This is a genomic window from Priestia sp. RMT2NF4 (assembly GCF_047872835.1).
GTDB classification, from domain to species: Bacteria; Bacillota; Bacilli; order Bacillales; family Bacillaceae_H; genus Priestia; species Priestia zanthoxyli.
The window spans coordinates 53,993-69,198 of record NZ_JBLQZO010000011.1; the positions used below are offsets into that span (position 1 = coordinate 53,993).

General features: G+C 32.7%; 13 protein-coding genes and 1 rRNA gene. 6 read left to right on the forward strand and 8 right to left on the reverse strand.

What is annotated here, in order from left to right:
* Positions 1–17: 17 nt before the first annotated feature.
* Positions 18–722, forward strand: coding sequence for a hypothetical protein (locus ACMX9J_RS25575; protein ID WP_416226391.1), 705 nt, complete (start codon positions 18–20; stop codon positions 720–722).
* A 128-nt stretch (positions 723–850) separates the two neighbouring features.
* On the opposite strand, the gene ACMX9J_RS25580 is transcribed toward ACMX9J_RS25575, so the two are convergent.
* The 3 genes from ACMX9J_RS25580 to ACMX9J_RS25590 all read right to left on the reverse strand — a co-directional run bounded on the left by ACMX9J_RS25580 (position 851) and on the right by ACMX9J_RS25590 (position 4,960).
* Positions 851–1,426, reverse strand: a complete 576-nt coding sequence (locus ACMX9J_RS25580; RefSeq protein WP_377559084.1) for a MerR family transcriptional regulator — start codon at positions 1,424–1,426, stop codon at positions 851–853.
* Between the two features lie 1,028 nt (positions 1,427–2,454).
* The gene (locus ACMX9J_RS25585; RefSeq protein ID WP_416226392.1) at positions 2,455–3,387 is read right to left on the reverse strand and encodes a tyrosine-type recombinase/integrase; all 933 of its coding nucleotides are present in this window, start codon (positions 3,385–3,387) and stop codon (positions 2,455–2,457) included.
* Positions 3,388–3,571: 184 nt separating this feature from the next.
* Complete coding sequence (locus ACMX9J_RS25590; RefSeq protein ID WP_416226393.1) at positions 3,572–4,960, reverse strand: replication initiation protein; 1,389 nt, start codon at positions 4,958–4,960, stop codon at positions 3,572–3,574.
* Positions 4,961–5,951: 991 nt separating this feature from the next.
* On the opposite strand from ACMX9J_RS25590, the gene ACMX9J_RS25595 reads away from it, so the two are divergent.
* Positions 5,952–6,845: a transcriptional regulator gene (locus ACMX9J_RS25595; protein WP_416226394.1), complete on the forward strand. Its 894-nt coding sequence runs from the start codon at positions 5,952–5,954 to the stop codon at positions 6,843–6,845.
* Positions 6,846–7,523: 678 nt separating this feature from the next.
* On the opposite strand, the gene ACMX9J_RS25600 is transcribed toward ACMX9J_RS25595, so the two are convergent.
* A complete protein-coding gene (locus ACMX9J_RS25600; protein WP_367077612.1) occupies positions 7,524–8,009 on the reverse strand; it encodes a spore coat protein in 486 nt (161 codons plus the stop codon).
* 829 nt (positions 8,010–8,838) lie between these two features.
* Between ACMX9J_RS25600 and yjcZ the strand changes: the two genes are divergently transcribed.
* A complete protein-coding gene (gene yjcZ / locus ACMX9J_RS25605) occupies positions 8,839–8,952 on the forward strand; it encodes a sporulation protein YjcZ (protein ID WP_263046104.1) in 114 nt (37 codons plus the stop codon).
* Between the two features lie 613 nt (positions 8,953–9,565).
* Here the strand turns inward: yjcZ and ACMX9J_RS25610 are convergent.
* A complete protein-coding gene (locus tag ACMX9J_RS25610; protein WP_367077611.1) occupies positions 9,566–9,940 on the reverse strand; it encodes a hypothetical protein in 375 nt (124 codons plus the stop codon).
* 17 nt (positions 9,941–9,957) lie between these two features.
* Complete coding sequence (locus tag ACMX9J_RS25615) at positions 9,958–11,139, reverse strand: hypothetical protein (protein WP_263046106.1); 1,182 nt, start codon at positions 11,137–11,139, stop codon at positions 9,958–9,960.
* A gap of 333 nt (positions 11,140–11,472) precedes the next feature.
* On the opposite strand from ACMX9J_RS25615, the gene ACMX9J_RS25620 reads away from it, so the two are divergent.
* Positions 11,473–11,691, forward strand: coding sequence for a nucleotidyltransferase domain-containing protein (locus ACMX9J_RS25620; protein WP_195695402.1), 219 nt, complete (start codon positions 11,473–11,475; stop codon positions 11,689–11,691).
* 36 nt (positions 11,692–11,727) lie between these two features.
* Positions 11,728–11,961: a type VII toxin-antitoxin system HepT family RNase toxin gene (gene hepT, locus ACMX9J_RS25625; protein WP_416226396.1), complete on the forward strand. Its 234-nt coding sequence runs from the start codon at positions 11,728–11,730 to the stop codon at positions 11,959–11,961.
* Positions 11,962–12,089: 128 nt separating this feature from the next.
* On the opposite strand, the gene ACMX9J_RS25630 is transcribed toward hepT, so the two are convergent.
* Both ACMX9J_RS25630 and ACMX9J_RS25635 read right to left on the reverse strand, forming a co-directional pair.
* A complete protein-coding gene (locus tag ACMX9J_RS25630) occupies positions 12,090–12,377 on the reverse strand; it encodes a hypothetical protein (protein ID WP_244658399.1) in 288 nt (95 codons plus the stop codon).
* Between the two features lie 371 nt (positions 12,378–12,748).
* Positions 12,749–14,089 carry an FAD-binding oxidoreductase gene (locus ACMX9J_RS25635; RefSeq protein WP_416226395.1) on the reverse strand — a complete coding sequence of 447 codons (1,341 nt, stop codon included), beginning with the start codon at positions 14,087–14,089 and terminating at the stop codon, positions 12,749–12,751.
* Between the two features lie 1,057 nt (positions 14,090–15,146).
* Between ACMX9J_RS25635 and ACMX9J_RS25640 the strand changes: the two genes are divergently transcribed.
* Positions 15,147–15,206 (forward strand): 16S ribosomal RNA (locus ACMX9J_RS25640); the annotation flags it as partial.

Sequence of the window (15,206 nt, forward strand, 5' to 3'; positions counted from 1 at the left end):
AGTGGAGGTGATAACAATTGGCAATAATAACCCGTGGATCTTGTGTAGGAGTTTTATATAGAGCAAGCAGTGGCGCTTCATGTAGAAATGGATATTGTGTTCATAACGGAAGGTTGGTAGGTGGCGTTGTAAATGCTAATTCTAATACGCTAAATGTCACTACAAGTATAGATACTACAAAACTTCAATCTTATTATGGTATTCTTCTTAGTCATTTGGCTGTTGATAGTTCTACAGGACAAGTAACTCAACAATATCTTTATTTTAGAAGGAATCAGATACAAATGGTCAGGGTCACACCTTATAATGGATATAACGACCCTAATTGCCAAAGGGCTAATCATTATAACATCCCTAATATTATTTATCCTGGAGAATGTGTAGGAATTAGATACCGATCAGGTAACGAATGGAGAATTTCTAATGGTCGATACTTATATTGGACAGGACAAATTAATCACTGTGTATTTGATGAACGCCCTCAAAGTACCAATAGACAGTTTCTACGACAGCTATGGTATTCTCATTGGATACTTGATCCAAATAACGAAAGAAATATCGTTCCAAGAAAAGCTTCTAGAGGACGTGGTGCCCCAGGCGGAGAAACCAGAGTTTATGTGTTTAAAAATAGGATTCCATCAAATGGACAAACTGTATTAGTAAAAGCTGCCTCACCTGTAAATTCCCCTTCGAGACCTTATAGAATTGTTTACCAATCATAAATTTTTTCTGGCAACTAACCATAAAGTTTCGAAATTCAATATTTAATCACTAAAAATAAATTATAAAAGCAGCAGGATTTTCTGTAATGTACAAAAAATCCTGCTGCTTTTATAGTTTAATTTACATATTAACCGCCAAAAATCTTACTCCAGAATCCTTTTGGTTTTGAATCTAGATTTTCTTGAGCGGCCGCGATTAGTTTTTTTGTATCGCTAATTTCACGTATGGCACTAGTCAATTTTTCGTCTCGTTTTTCTAGGTTGTTTTCAATATATTTGTCTTGGTGGTCTAGCTTTTCTGTAAGTTTCTTTATAAGACTCCCTTGTTCATCTAATCGTTGGATAAGTGCCAGTTGAAATTGCTCATCTTTTTCAGAGCGATTAAGCAATTCTTGAACTTTATCTTCAAGAGATTCTATTTTCTTCTCAAGATTCGATTGAACTTCAACTGCTTCGGGCACAATTTCACCTTGAAGCCATTGGTTTATCATCTTATAGCTCCAATTTTGTTCTTGAATTCTTTTTTTTATTTCGGTTAATAAATCAATGTTTTGTTTGTTATATCTTCTATGTCCGCCTTCTGTGCGTTGAATTTGGAGGTTGAATTCTTTCTCGTATAAACGAATAAGATCTATACTTAAACCAGTTAGCTTTACGGTGTCCTTCAGCGTGTAAACAATTTCATCTTCATTTTTTTTAGACATTTTTCTAGGTTTCTCCTTTCTATACAAAAATCTAGATAAACTTTAAAGTTGTTATATCAATGTTAATTGCGATTCTAGAACGTAGTTGTACCAGATGTTATTCAAGTTTTATATTTCTAGTAAAATTCTATTAATCACTTTAAATTCCTGTTCTTTTATGTATATTTTTTCTTTTACGTCAACTCTTATTCTCTTTTTAATTCTAGATGAAATGATGAACTTTGCAAGAGTAAAGCGATTTTTTTCATAATAGACAAGTTATATGGAGTTCAAAAAATTAATGTAAGAAAATACGTTAACTTTATTTTACAAGCGTCTCCAAATAAATGTATTTGATAACTTAGCAGGTTCCTTTTGTCATTAAAAAATATACATATTCTTTTCTTAGAATTCAAAAACTAGAACATCTAAAACCTTGATACAAAAAGGATTTAGACGAATCTAGGATGTACTTTCTCTAGTTTAAAGTCAAGATTTATATAAGTGTTTTTTATAAAATAATATCAGTGATGGATCCTTAAGAATTTTACTCTAATGTAGTGATTTAATGGAAATACTCTTTGGATTGTGCAACAACCCTTATATAAATATCTTCTTAGGTTAAAACTAACATTAACTTTTTTATAGTTTATTTTCAAGGTTTTTAAATTTCACAACGAAATCTAGAAATACAACAAACCTTTGATTATCAAGGATTCACACCGAATCTGGAATGTACTTTCTCTAGTGTTTAATCAAGATTAATAAATCTAATTACATTCTAGATAATAGTAAATAAATTTGGTTATTATAATGTTGATGTATGGCTGTTAAGCTAATGATTTATACTAATCGGGCAAACCAATGCCATAATAATTTAATTTTCGAATAAGTGAATTTTAAAAGTGTAAACCACCAAGTTCAACTAAAGTTGAACTTGGTTTTATTTTCTATAATCCGCTGAATAAAATCCGCATTTAAGTTTAACTTGTTAAATTATAATTATTGATATAAAAGGATTTAAATAAAAAATAAGTTTAACTTATTTTTTATTTCACTCTTAAATATCGCTTGAATCGATATAAAGCATGGCGGCTAGACAATCCAAAGTAGTAAATAATGTGTTCGTTGGAATATCCCTCATGAATCTTGTTAAGAATACAGCTGTTTCGGAAGTGAGTAGATCTTACATTTGATTTTATACCTGAACGTTTAACTTCTCTTTCAATCATACGTTTTGTGCCAATTACACTAATCCTTTTAGGTTTATCTGAACTGTAATCATACCAATAAACCATTTTTTGAGGATGAAAAGAAATAAATAATGGATCATCTGTATAGTCTTTAGGTCTAAATAGCAAAGGTATTGTTGATAGGTAATTATATATGATTTTTTTATCATCTTTAGAAAGCTCTAATATACGATTTGTTTTACTATTTTTAACCATTAATGTATTTTGTCCAAAATTAATGTCTTTTATATTGAGAGATACAACCTCATTAACAGTTAGGCCGTAACGAATCATAAGGACAAACATGGAATGATTACGAGGCCCTATATATTTGTGTATTTGGGATTGAATATCACTCAGGTGTTTATGGCTTATAACAGAATCTAAAAGAAGCAACGTGTCAGCTTCAGTTATAAAGTCAGTATCCGTTAATTCACGTTGTTTTTTGTTTGTTCCTTGTAAAAGACCAATATAACTTGTGAGTTTATAATATTTTAACAATCCATTCAAATGTGATGCCACACGCCTCAGATTGGCTTCTGATAAGTTTTTTTCTTTTAGATAGCTAAAGTACTCATCGTAATATTTTTTGTCCTGCGGCAAGCTTTCCGGGGGGATATTAGGATGATAATGACTTAACCATTCAAAAAAACTTTTTAAATCATGTTTATACATCGAAATTGTGGAAGATTTTTTTTTAGATTCGTTCAAATGACAAAGGAATTTCTGAAGGAGAAGAAACCTATCCAAATAAAACACGTCCTTCCTTTAGGTAAATTTAATATACTATTATTATAATAAAAATAATTAACCCGCTCACTAAATGGAAAGTTCTTTTATTACATTCGATATATTAAATTTACCGTTTTTTTTTTAAATAAACAAAAAAAACATACCCTTTAAGGCATGCTTTTTGATTTCTTCTATATTTGATCTAAGTTTTATTTGAAATTTTACTTTGCAAAAATTCTTTATAGATTTTCTTTAGTTCTTTATTTTTAAAATCCTTAACAAGTCTTGGCTCTAGGCCCAATTCTTCATGGTTTTTGAAGTCTTCTTTCATATTTCGAATGACTTCTTGTAAGCCGGCTTCTTCAGCTTTTTTTACTTCTTCTTGAGTGGGTTGATCTGAACTTAAAATCAGCATTTTTTTTAATTCTTGAAACTGCAGGAGCTTTTCTTCAAATTCCATTTGAGTTCCAATTTCTTTTAAAAATGATTCTTGCTTTTCCTTTAATGTAGAATCTTTAAGGAGTTGTTGTTTATCTCTATCTTGGGCTATAAAATCTGGAACTAATTCTTTTTTTGCAGTCTTTTTAGAATTAATAAGCTTTGATTCCTGTGAGAGCTTGGCGTAATCTTTTTGAATCGCTTTTACTACGTAGGAATGAGGATGAGTAACATCTCCAGTAATCAAACGATCTTGTGTATATCTAATATTTCTTTCTAGCTGTTCTTTTGTAAATTCTGATAAAAGCCACTCTATTTTTTCCCGTTTGACTCCTAAGTCCACTAAATCGTTCTGAACACTGTGTTCGTGATTTTCTAACTCCACTAAGTGTTGATTTAATTCTAGTTTTTTCTCTTTAGTAGCGCTAGCATCATTCAACGCGGGTGAACTAGTAATGATAAATTCTATGGATGTTACTTTTCTACCGGTTTTTATTTCTACGAATTCAAAGTGGATATCCGTTTTATTATTAATTTCTTTTTGAGCTACTGCTAATACTTTACTTTTAAAATGGCCATACTGTTTATACTTAGTAGGTTCAATAGCTAAAAAATGACGTAATTCTTCAAGAGTCAGTTCCCTTTTTCGCAGACGCTCATATTGCTTAAGCAGCTCATAAATACGAATGGAATAGACCGAATTGAGTCTCACTACATTCTCTAATTGATACGATGTGAATTTTTCCTTAAGCTCTAAAAACAGATACTTTAAGCTAGGATGAAATTGTAATGTTATGTATCCTTCGTTTTCTTCATAAATAGACGTAATTACCCAGTTATAATTTCTTTGTCTGCCTTTTTCTTTTATCGTAAGAATTTTTGTTTGAAGGCCATTCACGATCTCTTTTAAGTAAGAGTAAAAACCTGTTCCTTTCTTATTGCCTACGATTTCGATAAAGTCTTTCGCTCGAAATCTATAGGTCTTCAACGTTTCATCATTAGGCTGCACTTTGGATGCCATGATTAAAAGAATTCTTTGCTCTTGTAAAGACAATTTATATGTACTCTCAATGAGGATGTTTGATTTAGTTACCCAATTTTTTATATTTATACTTTCCAGATCATATGGTTGAACGACATTCGTTTTCTTCATAAAATCCCCCATATTTTTCTAAACTATCACTAAAATATCATAAAAGTGATACTGTGTAAATTCCATGTTAAAGAGCAACCTGTCCTTAGAAATTAAATATCACGCAAAATTAGTGATACTTCATGAGGTTTGTTAACTTTAGAAACCTTACTCATTCTTGATTTATTAAACTCAATCTTCATTTTAATACGCAAAATTGGTGATAGTTGAGGCATGTCTGCATTTTCAACGCAAAATTAGTGATACTTAAAGCACATCTAGATTGTCCACGCAAAATTAGTGATACTTAAGCCATATTTGCATTTTTAACGCAAAATTAGTGATAGTTCGCGCAAAATTAGTGATAGTTTCACGCAAAATTAGTGATAGTTTCGCGCAAAATTAGTGATAGTTCGCGCAAAATTAGTGATAGTTCGCGCAAAATTAGTGATAGTTTAGGCTTATAAACACTGTAATATCAGTGTCTACAGACGGTCTAAAACAATAAAACAATAAAACAATTATATAAAACAATATATAAAACAGTAAAACACCATAAGAGAGTAGTTGTTTTATTACTTTATAACTTTCAAGATTAATAATTAGGTAAAGGAATAGATACATTTGTACTGAGCTTTTTAGAATAATAACAGTATATCCAAATGAAGGAATTTTTAATCATAGATAAAATACAGAGGTTTTATGAGGAGTTCATGAATTTTTATTGAATTATAAGATTAATAGACGGTATAATAGAGTCACCAAAACAGTGCGGAATATAAAAAGACTCCAACGTGTGCAAGTGGTGCGCCAACACCCTTACACCGTTAACCCTAAAGCAGCTAGGGAAAACACCTGTCGAAGTCCTAATACATAAATTTAATTACGCCTTTATTTTATCGGATAATTAGATTTATTTCAAGGGCGTAGTCTGTCAAAAAATCCGACATCGTTTTCCTATTTTCTGGGATGCGATGTCTTTTTTTGTTCCTGAAAAGGAGAGGATAGACTAATGTCTACTACGCGTATGCTTACGACAGAAGAATTTGATTATATGAAAAATTATCAGAGTTTCATAGAAAACCGTTCTCAACATCAATCAATGAAACGAAAATTACTTAAAGAAATTATCAATCTTTATGGAGAAAAATTTTATCGTCTCCACGAAGGAACTAGAAAAGCTTTAGACCGGCTTTGTTGGTTTGCTGCGGAAAAAGGATTTTGCTTTCCTGGTAGTACATATTTAGGTAAAACCTACGAAAAGTCAAAAGGAACAATCGATCGTCATTTAAAAGAACTACGAAAACAAGGGCAAATTATTACTGTATATCGTCGCTGCCCTCGTAACAATGGAAAGGGAAATCCAGTGCACTTATTTGTGAACCACCCTTTTTTTAATCACTGGGTTAAGTATTTACAGCTTGACTTAGAGTCTAATGTTGAAGCAGATGTTAAAACAGAAAATACTGAGAACGCTTGGGAGAGTAAGAGTAAAGACACAAAAAAACAGTCTACCTATAATTTATCTTTAAAAGATTTAAATAAATACATACGTAATGATGCTAATCTTAAACTCTCGCCGGATTATGTACCGTCTTTTATTCCAACAGCTTTTAAAGATGCTGTAAGACCTTTTTTTCCTTACGCAGACGATATTTATGAATTATGGGGGAAAGTGCGATTAGCTTATAGAATAAGTGATCTTAATCAACCTTTAGAACACCTAGAATTTGTGGCTATTCAAGCATTTAAGGAGACAGTTTTTGCTTATAAGAAAAAGCGGATAAAGAACACTTTTAGAGCGTATTTTTATGGAACACTTAGAGGTTTATTTGCAGTGGAACGTAGAAGAGAAGTTCAGCGAAATTCTAATAGTGTATTATTTTATAACTTTTTAGAAGCATAATTCTTTTTTGAAACTTCAAGTAATTATAAACTTGATGATCTTACATGAAATGGTTAAGCTTGGCCGCATTAAAAATTTCGCTTTATCAAAAACATTTTAAATTCATACAGGTGAGAAAAGTAGAAAGTTTTGGCGGCCAAGGGAAAATAAATAATTAATATAGATCTTCTTTAATTCGTTCTGAATTCAAATTATGCTATCTAAAAAATTGAAAATATAGAATTAACTATTTAGAAATTCCAGATTTAGATATAACAAGGTTCTCAAAAGTATACACACTCAGAAAGCATGTTGCTAACAAGGGATTAGGAATACTCGCTATTGTTTAAAACTATAAATTAAAAGAACACGGGAAATAACTTGTCAACGTAGATACATGCTTTCCGTCTACAAAAACTTGTCCATGTTACATTTTGGTAAAAGAAATACTATTATCAGAACCTACCTACTGATATATATCATCTCAATCTAGAAGAAAATTACGATTCAGCCATCAATGTCGAAAATGAAAGCATACGCATATTAGCAAGTACTTGATACGAAAAATAAGATGTAAACTCTTGGAATGAAGGAGTTAGCTTGGTCCATTTTTCCATCTATCAAAATTAACGATTACCCAAGAAGTTCCTATTTCATTAATCCTTAAGGTTAATAAGTGAGGGGAATTCACAAATATCGTTAGGCAATTAATAAAACTGCCAAAGCTTGCAAAAAGGTCTGTATAAAAATAACGGTGTCAGTATTAGTTGCAGTTACATTAACATGGCTACTGTTTTTAATAATAACTTTTTGGCGGTTAGACTGTATTACTTTTACAATTTGAGTAACTTCCTGTATAAATAGTTTAATTGAATTGGTATCTAAACCTATTAATAATAAAAAGATCGCTAACAACTGTATAAATGTTTGGAAAATTATTATCGTCTGTCTATCCGTTAAGTTAACATCAACATTGCAAGAATTTTTCACGAAAACTATTGCATCGGAAAATTGATTTCCGGTAATTACTTGGTTTTCGTCGAATCTGATAAGCGCATCGATGTTATTATCTTTATTGAAATGCAAGCTATCTTTTTTTCTGGAATGCTTTGAAGGTAGACAACAACAATGATTGAAGCATTTGTGAGAACAATGGCGGCAACGTTCTTTTTTAGAAGAGCCCAAAGTTTAACCTCCTTTGTATAGTGATATTTTATTAATATGAAAAATTTCCAAAAATGCTTGTATGCTTGTCCAATGGTATTGAAATTATTTCCTATATTCCACATTATGTTGTGACAAGAAATCGTATTTATATAGTGTGGTTCATTCCACTAGTTTAGACGCACACAATATCCCTGTCCAAAATCGCAAGCCTAGTAACGGGCTCGTCATTTGTATTTGTAAATGCGGAAACAAATAGTTGGTGTACGACTCAGAACATTTATAAGAGAAGATTAGTATGGTGAACGCAAGTGAAGATTTGTAAGCTTCGTGAGGATTAGCCCAAGATAGTTCACAAATTTGTTTGGGTATTGGCAAGAGGAGATGCAGACTCATAATGCTGCTGTGACACGTCCCATATCTTGCCCGCAGTAAAGAACCCACCTAATCTTGTCGTAGATATAAGCTGTGGAACTTGGTAAGCCCTTTGTCATTTGGATGTGCAGTAGAAAAATGGTAAGCTCAAACGATATGGCAGAGGGTAAAGGATACAAAAGAAAGGGAATACAGTTATCTCGAAAGGGACTCGCACGGTTCTTAGGGGAGCAGGGGCAATCATGCCCCAAACTTACCCGACGTAACTAGGGTCGTATATGGTACACGACTGAAAAGAGCAGAAAAAAACTACTGGCTAAGATAATTTTTCTGTTCTTTAAGGTAAGACTTACGGTCTTTTGGGTAATTTACATGAACTATTTGATATTACTTTTAATCTGCATTTTTTGTTTTCTGACGATTTTTTTGCTTTTTTCATAGCTATACCCCTCTTTAAATTTATAATGATTTTACATTGATTATTATAGGCCTAGATATTAAAATTGCTTGGGCTATTGTCATTGTATTGGTTATTTTATTAATCATTATTGGCGCTTCTTATTTTTGTGGCTTTGCTGGAGATTGCTAATAATTAAAAGTTAGTTTTATGCTAACTTTTTTATTTATTTTTCTTGTTTATACATAGCAATTGCTGATAAAATCCATTATGGTAATTAGGGTTGCATATGATATACAACTAGAAGAACAGAAAAACCAACCTTTAAGTCCCTAAAGGTTGGTTTTTCTATTTAACGACTTTATACAAAGATACCTCACGGCATCTTGAGTAGTTTGCTCAAAGGTTACCTCAGTTATGCTGGAGGTATTCTAGATTCCCATGAAGTGCCGTTCCATCGCCATCATGCAGCTTTCCAATAGTATCAAGTCTCCTTGGTACCATGCCCACCCCGTAAAAGCTCCATTGTCATCAGAGAAGTGGTAGCTAGCACCAATTTGCGTCCATCATGTCTGAGGATTCCCATTAACATAATCGTACTATCTTCCTGTAACTATCCATTTTGAGGTGATGTTTTACGTATTACAATTGACGAGAAACAAAGAGATCCCTGGTCAATTTGTAAAAGTAGCTATTAACTAGATATCTTTTATAGCTGGAACTAGCATAATTAGATTGTAATTGAAAAGACCCAACATAATACATAAAAGAATTCACGTATTAGTACACCTAGCGACTGAGTCTTTTAAAAATCGCTATATTCTTCGAGATCATCGTCGTCTAAAGAACCAGATACTTGTTCTAAATCGGCAACTTTACCTTCTTTTAGGGTTTGACTTTCTGAATGCTCGTCTTCTAACTCTTCTTGTTTACCTACAAAACCGTTAGCTTTAGCTAACTGCTTTAACTCCTGCAGTTCTGAATTGATATGTTCGAGAAGCTCTTCTGTTCTATGTGTTTGTTCTACTTGGTTGGTAGATGCACGGTGAAGGTCTCGAACAATTAAAGATGAAATATAGTCCCCTAATTTTCGAGACTTTGCATATTTTGCAAGTATGCCATAGACTTCATCACTCAACTGATTAGTTTTAATTGTAAAGGCGTTCTGACGCTCTGACATGGTTATCACCTACGTTGTTAGGATTTAACGGCTTTCTTCTCGGCTTGTTTCTTTTGAAGGTAACCAATGCTTCGAATCTCTAAGCCGAATAAATTCAAGTGACGACTATCTTCTGGTACTTTATGATATTTCTCTGTACGTTCTTCGCCAATTTTTTCGTTCATGCTATTCATAATGGCTACTTCTAGTGTAGGAGCGACACCGCCACTATATACATATTTTCGGATTTTATTGGCAGGTGGTGGAGCCACATCATTTAACTTGGCTAGTAAAATCTCTACGTAATCCCTTAGAGAAGATTTGATTTGAGCTGTCAAATCAATGGATTCGCCTGTGTTTTCATTTTTTAATTCAAACTTTTGTTTGCTGTAGTTATCTAAAATAAATTGATCAAAAGCGCGTAAATCGGTAAACAACTCTGGGAATTTTTCTTTTCTTAACTTATCGATATGTGCTAAATATGGAATACCTTCGATACTTTGGAATGATTCACGACTGTTCGCAGCCTTCAATCCTTCAGGTAAGATTACAACATCAATGGATCCTCCACCGATATCGACCATCACAGTTTCACATTCCACATATTCATTGGCATCTTCACGGTCTTGAAGTGTTAGGTCTTTCTTTAACGCAAAGCGTGCAATTTCACCTTCTTTTAAACATACACTTTCTTCTACAGAGACCTTTATTTCTTTTTCGAACCCTGGTGTATGAATGCGGAAAGTATGGTCATCTAAGAAGCGAGTTGCCATTGCTTTTTGTGCTTCACCAAATGTGCTTTCTTTTTTTAGTAACCAGATTGGTAACATCGTAGAGAAATAGTCAATCTCGATGTTGTTGTCCTTTTGATCTTTTGCATGCAACGCATGGTAATACGCAATGGCAGCTAAAAATGTCACGTATGGAATATGACTTGTAATTTTATTATGTAAACGATTGATGTGATTGTTGGCAAGTTGTTGGCTTGCGGCAATGTCACCAACTAAGAAATAACGTTCTTTTTCTTCCTCTCCAATGGTTGTAGACAGTAAGATACGCTTTTTAAATTCCTCTGGTGCTGTCACCGCATCTGTAAAGAATGAATCAGCAGCTTCTTTTTGGAGTTCTACTACGTTGGTTGGAAAATCGAATAGGTACCCATCCATAATATTCATATCGACTGAGTTCCCACAGTCTTTATTAAAACGTGAAATTTTCATCTCTATACACCTCTTTTTTTAGTTGAACTTCTGTTGAACTAATTATACACAAAGAAAAAAGGTTGTTCAATCTTCTAGTTGAACTTATTTATCATCAAAAACTTACAAATATCAACAATAATATTTATTTAGTTAAACTTATCGTAAAGTGAAAAAGAAAGAGAGAAGGAAATGGGTGTTGAGAATAAGAAGGTAATAAGTCGCCTATAATGTAAGCGAACTACATCACCACCACATTAAGTACTTTCATCTGTCTAAAAAGAAAGTATGCAACCTATTCTTATCTAGAGAAATAAAATTTGCTGCAATAGGGGTAAGCAAAGGAGGGATTTTATGGATCGTACGATCATTCAAACCATTACGAAGTTTTTACACACTCACATACAACCTTCTTTTATTATTATATTTGGATCGTTTGCAAAAGGAACTAACCATCGAAAGAATAAAAAAATAGATAAATATGAAATTTTTATGCTTGCACAAGAATTAGCTGCCTTGTTAAAGAGGGAAGTGGATTTAGTTAATATTGCGGAAGCTTCGACCGTTTTTTAGGCTCAAATTTATACGACTGGCACTGTTATTTATTCAATTGTAGCAGAAGAACGGTTCGATCTTCCACAAACGAGTAGGGAGGCTTTTGATATGCTGGAGTCACAATCTATTATTACAAGCGAAATTGCGTATAGAATGAAAGCTATGGTAGGTTTTCGAAATATTTCTGTTCACGATTATCAAGCCATTAATCAATATATTCTTCAACAAATTTTGGACAAACATTTAAGTGATTTTACTAGGTATGCAAAGCAAATTCTTGGTTATTGAGTTTATTCAAAAATAAATTTTAATAGGTGATTATATACATAAAGATAGAACTTCCTTATAATTGGAAGTTCTATTTTAATCCCCTTAAGTTTAGAAAAATTCTATAATTTATTGTTAGATTATTGTAATTATTTTTTCTTCATTTTATCTTCTAAATTGAATTTTTTCACTTTAGCTCTTTTGTTGTTTCTTCCACATTCTTTAACAATTACACCGTCTTGATTTGCGTTTTGTCCACCTTGTTTAGCAATCTGTCCACCCTGATTGGCATTTTGACTATGATTACCACTAATTTGTCCTCCAGTTTCGGCGTGGTTGTAAATATAAATGTTAATGTGAGTGCAGTGTTTTTCTCTTTTTTTCTTTTTATTTTTTTGTCTGCAATCAGGTTTTTTATTATGGTGAGAAGTATACATTTCTATTTTAATCACCCCTTTTTTATAATGAATTAATTAGAAGGCGTAATCAAATTAATTCATCATTACAGTGTATTCAGAGATAGACAAGCTGCAATATGAAAAAGCCTATATTTAGTAAAAAGAGTTTCTTATTATTTCGGCTATTGCGAGATCAAAATGGTTTAGAAGTTATATGTAACAATAAAGCTTGTTTCTTTTTAAAGTACAAAAGTTTTTATGTACGATATAAGAGCCATTTTCTTAACTAACTTCATATATTACATATACTTTAAATATAGAAAGAACTATTGAGAACAATAGTTCTTTCTATATCGAGCTAAATCAAGCGTTCAGCTGTAAGAAGGGCTGTTTGTTTAAATTTTGAATGATTAACAAGAGGGTGGGATGCTTTGTGGAAAATGAAATAAATTATCAGGATCATATTTTGCCTTTATTTCTCGAAGCCTTGCGAAGTTTGAGCCGTAGTATGCTTTTCCAAACTTTTCAATGTTTTGGTTTGGAACATTAACATAAGAACCTTTTACATATGGTTTCATCAGCTGACGTACTTTTTCAACTGATGCAAGGTTGGAAGCTTCTTGTGATTTATTTTCCCAACTAGCCGTCCATTCCGTATAAAATAATGGACGGCGCCAAAAGAATGCTGTTTCATTACTTGGTACTCTGCTTAGAGCACCACCCCAATTTATAAAAAAGAAATTAGCTTCTGTGCCAGTAGCTTCTGCTAAAAATTTCTTCATGATTGAAATAGGCTCTTCCGACCATTGATCAAGTCCCCAAGCCGAGGAGAATTTAACATTCTGATCGGATCTACCAGGGATTGGCTCATCGGGATCTAAGAAGTCTATAGCATCTGGATAGCATAATGTTTCTATAATTCTTTGTGTTGGAGTTCCAGCACTTAGTAAAGGCTTTAACAATTTAATCAGCTCTTTTTTTGAACCGAGGAAAATTCCTTCTGCATGACACAAACCATTTACTTTACTGTAAATCTCAAGTATGCACCCTAAACGTTCGTCTACAAACGGTGCCCATTTTTGCCAAGCTTTAAATACCGTTTCTAATTGCTCCCATGGCCAAATAATATTGAAGACGGTTGCAGTTTTAGGGGCACGATGAACTTTAAACGTGTATTCGGTATTATATCCAAAGTTCCCGCCCCCGCCCCCTCTAGAAGCCCAAAATAAGTCCTCATTACAAGATTGATTTGCTTGAAGAATCTTGCCTTTTGCATCTACCGTTTCCAATGCAAGAAGGTTATCGCTTATAAGGCCAATTGATCGTGAGAGTACTCCAAATCCTCCTCCCATTGTAATTCCTCCAATTCCAACGGTAGGACTATCTCCAAAAGGAGCCATAAAGCCTTCTTGAGCTAACATCTTTACAAGTGGACCCACATGAATGCCTGTTTGAACTGTTGCAATCTCAGCTTTTTTATCAAGGCAAACTTTATTCATGTCGCTTACATCAATAACAATTCCTCCACTTACTACTGAAAGGTTCTTATCCAAAGCATGACGGCCACTTCTGACACGTAAAGGCACTTTGTTCTCTTGGGCCCATTTAATAGCATTACTAACATCGTATGAATTTTGTGCAAAAACAAAGACAAGAGGGCAGACATCAACATAAGGGTTCCAATTCTTAATTGCTTCCTTATAGCCAGGGTCCCCTTTGAAGATGACTCGTCCTGTTAAATGTGTTGACATATACTTCACTCCTAATGAACATTAGATTTCCAATATTAGTATATGTAGAAATTGGACAAACTCTTGGGTAGATTATCTAGTAACTCAAAAACATATGCCAAGGATATTAAAGAGAGTAAAGGCAGTGTTTGTAATATGTTTTAGAAAAGAAATTTTTGTTATTAGAAAGAGTATAGATCAAGATAAAAGGAAATTTTACATATTTATACATAATGAAAATTGTTGAAATGAATGATTCTAATGTTTTTCATTCTATATAGAATCTATTACGGTAACTAAAGATTATAGAATTTAGGAAATTAAATTCAATTTATTTCTATCTGCCCTAATATATTGAGGTTGAAAGAAATTTCCGTATATTGGACAAGTGTACAAGCTTGTCCTTAGGTTTATACATATAATATGTAAATGAATATTGAAAAGAGGGACAAAAATGATACCAAGATGTATACCTGATGTTCCGCATTGTATGCCTAAAATACCGCACTGTATACCCGAAGTGCCAAGTTGTGTGCCTAATATACCAAGATGTATACCTGATGTTCCGCATTGTATACCTAATATACCTTGTACTTCTAAATACTAATTGCTTTCGTTTTATATAGGGTAATAATTCATTCAGAGCAAAAAGATTATTCTTTTTGCTTTTTTCTTGTTTTATCATATGTTATGCCGATAGGGTAGGGTATCTTCGTTAGTTTGGTTAAACTATGGAACACTATTCCATTAAAGTGCTGATTTTAAGTTATATTCTAAACTGTATAATCCAAATATAACTTTCGTTAAGACAAGTATTGTACCTAAGTAGATTTGTTTGTTGGGGAATATTTTTAAAAAAAAACAAAAAACTATTGATTTTTAAATTAAAGGAGATTAAAATAATAAAGCGTCGTTAAAAGAAACGATATTGATGATGATAAAAAAAGTTGTTGACATTATGTTGATAACTTGATAAGATAATAAAGTCGCTTAAGAGCGACGATTGAACTTTGAAAACTGAACAAAGCGACAAACGTCAACGTTAAATTTTATTTTTTAATTGAGCAAGTCAAACATTTCTTCGGAGAGTTTGATCCTGGCTCAGGATGAACGCTGGCGGCGTGCCTAATACATGCAA

What these genes read in the sequence shown, in the direction of transcription:
- ACMX9J_RS25615 (WP_263046106.1), bottom strand. Translation starts at nt 11,139, where the DNA reads ATGAAAATTTCACGTTTTAATAAAGACTGTGGGAACTCAGTCGATATG.
- ACMX9J_RS25620 (WP_195695402.1), top strand. Translation starts at nt 11,473, where the DNA reads ATGGATCGTACGATCATTCAAACCATTACGAAGTTTTTACACACTCAC.
- ACMX9J_RS25630 (WP_244658399.1), bottom strand. Translation starts at nt 12,377, where the DNA reads ATGTATACTTCTCACCATAATAAAAAACCTGATTGCAGACAAAAAAAT.
- ACMX9J_RS25635 (WP_416226395.1), bottom strand. Translation starts at nt 14,089, where the DNA reads ATGTCAACACATTTAACAGGACGAGTCATCTTCAAAGGGGACCCTGGC.
- ACMX9J_RS25610 (WP_367077611.1), bottom strand. Translation starts at nt 9,940, where the DNA reads ATGTCAGAGCGTCAGAACGCCTTTACAATTAAAACTAATCAGTTGAGT.
- ACMX9J_RS25580 (WP_377559084.1), bottom strand. Translation starts at nt 1,426, where the DNA reads ATGTCTAAAAAAAATGAAGATGAAATTGTTTACACGCTGAAGGACACC.
- ACMX9J_RS25590 (WP_416226393.1), bottom strand. Translation starts at nt 4,960, where the DNA reads ATGAAGAAAACGAATGTCGTTCAACCATATGATCTGGAAAGTATAAAT.
- ACMX9J_RS25595 (WP_416226394.1), top strand. Translation starts at nt 5,952, where the DNA reads ATGTCTACTACGCGTATGCTTACGACAGAAGAATTTGATTATATGAAA.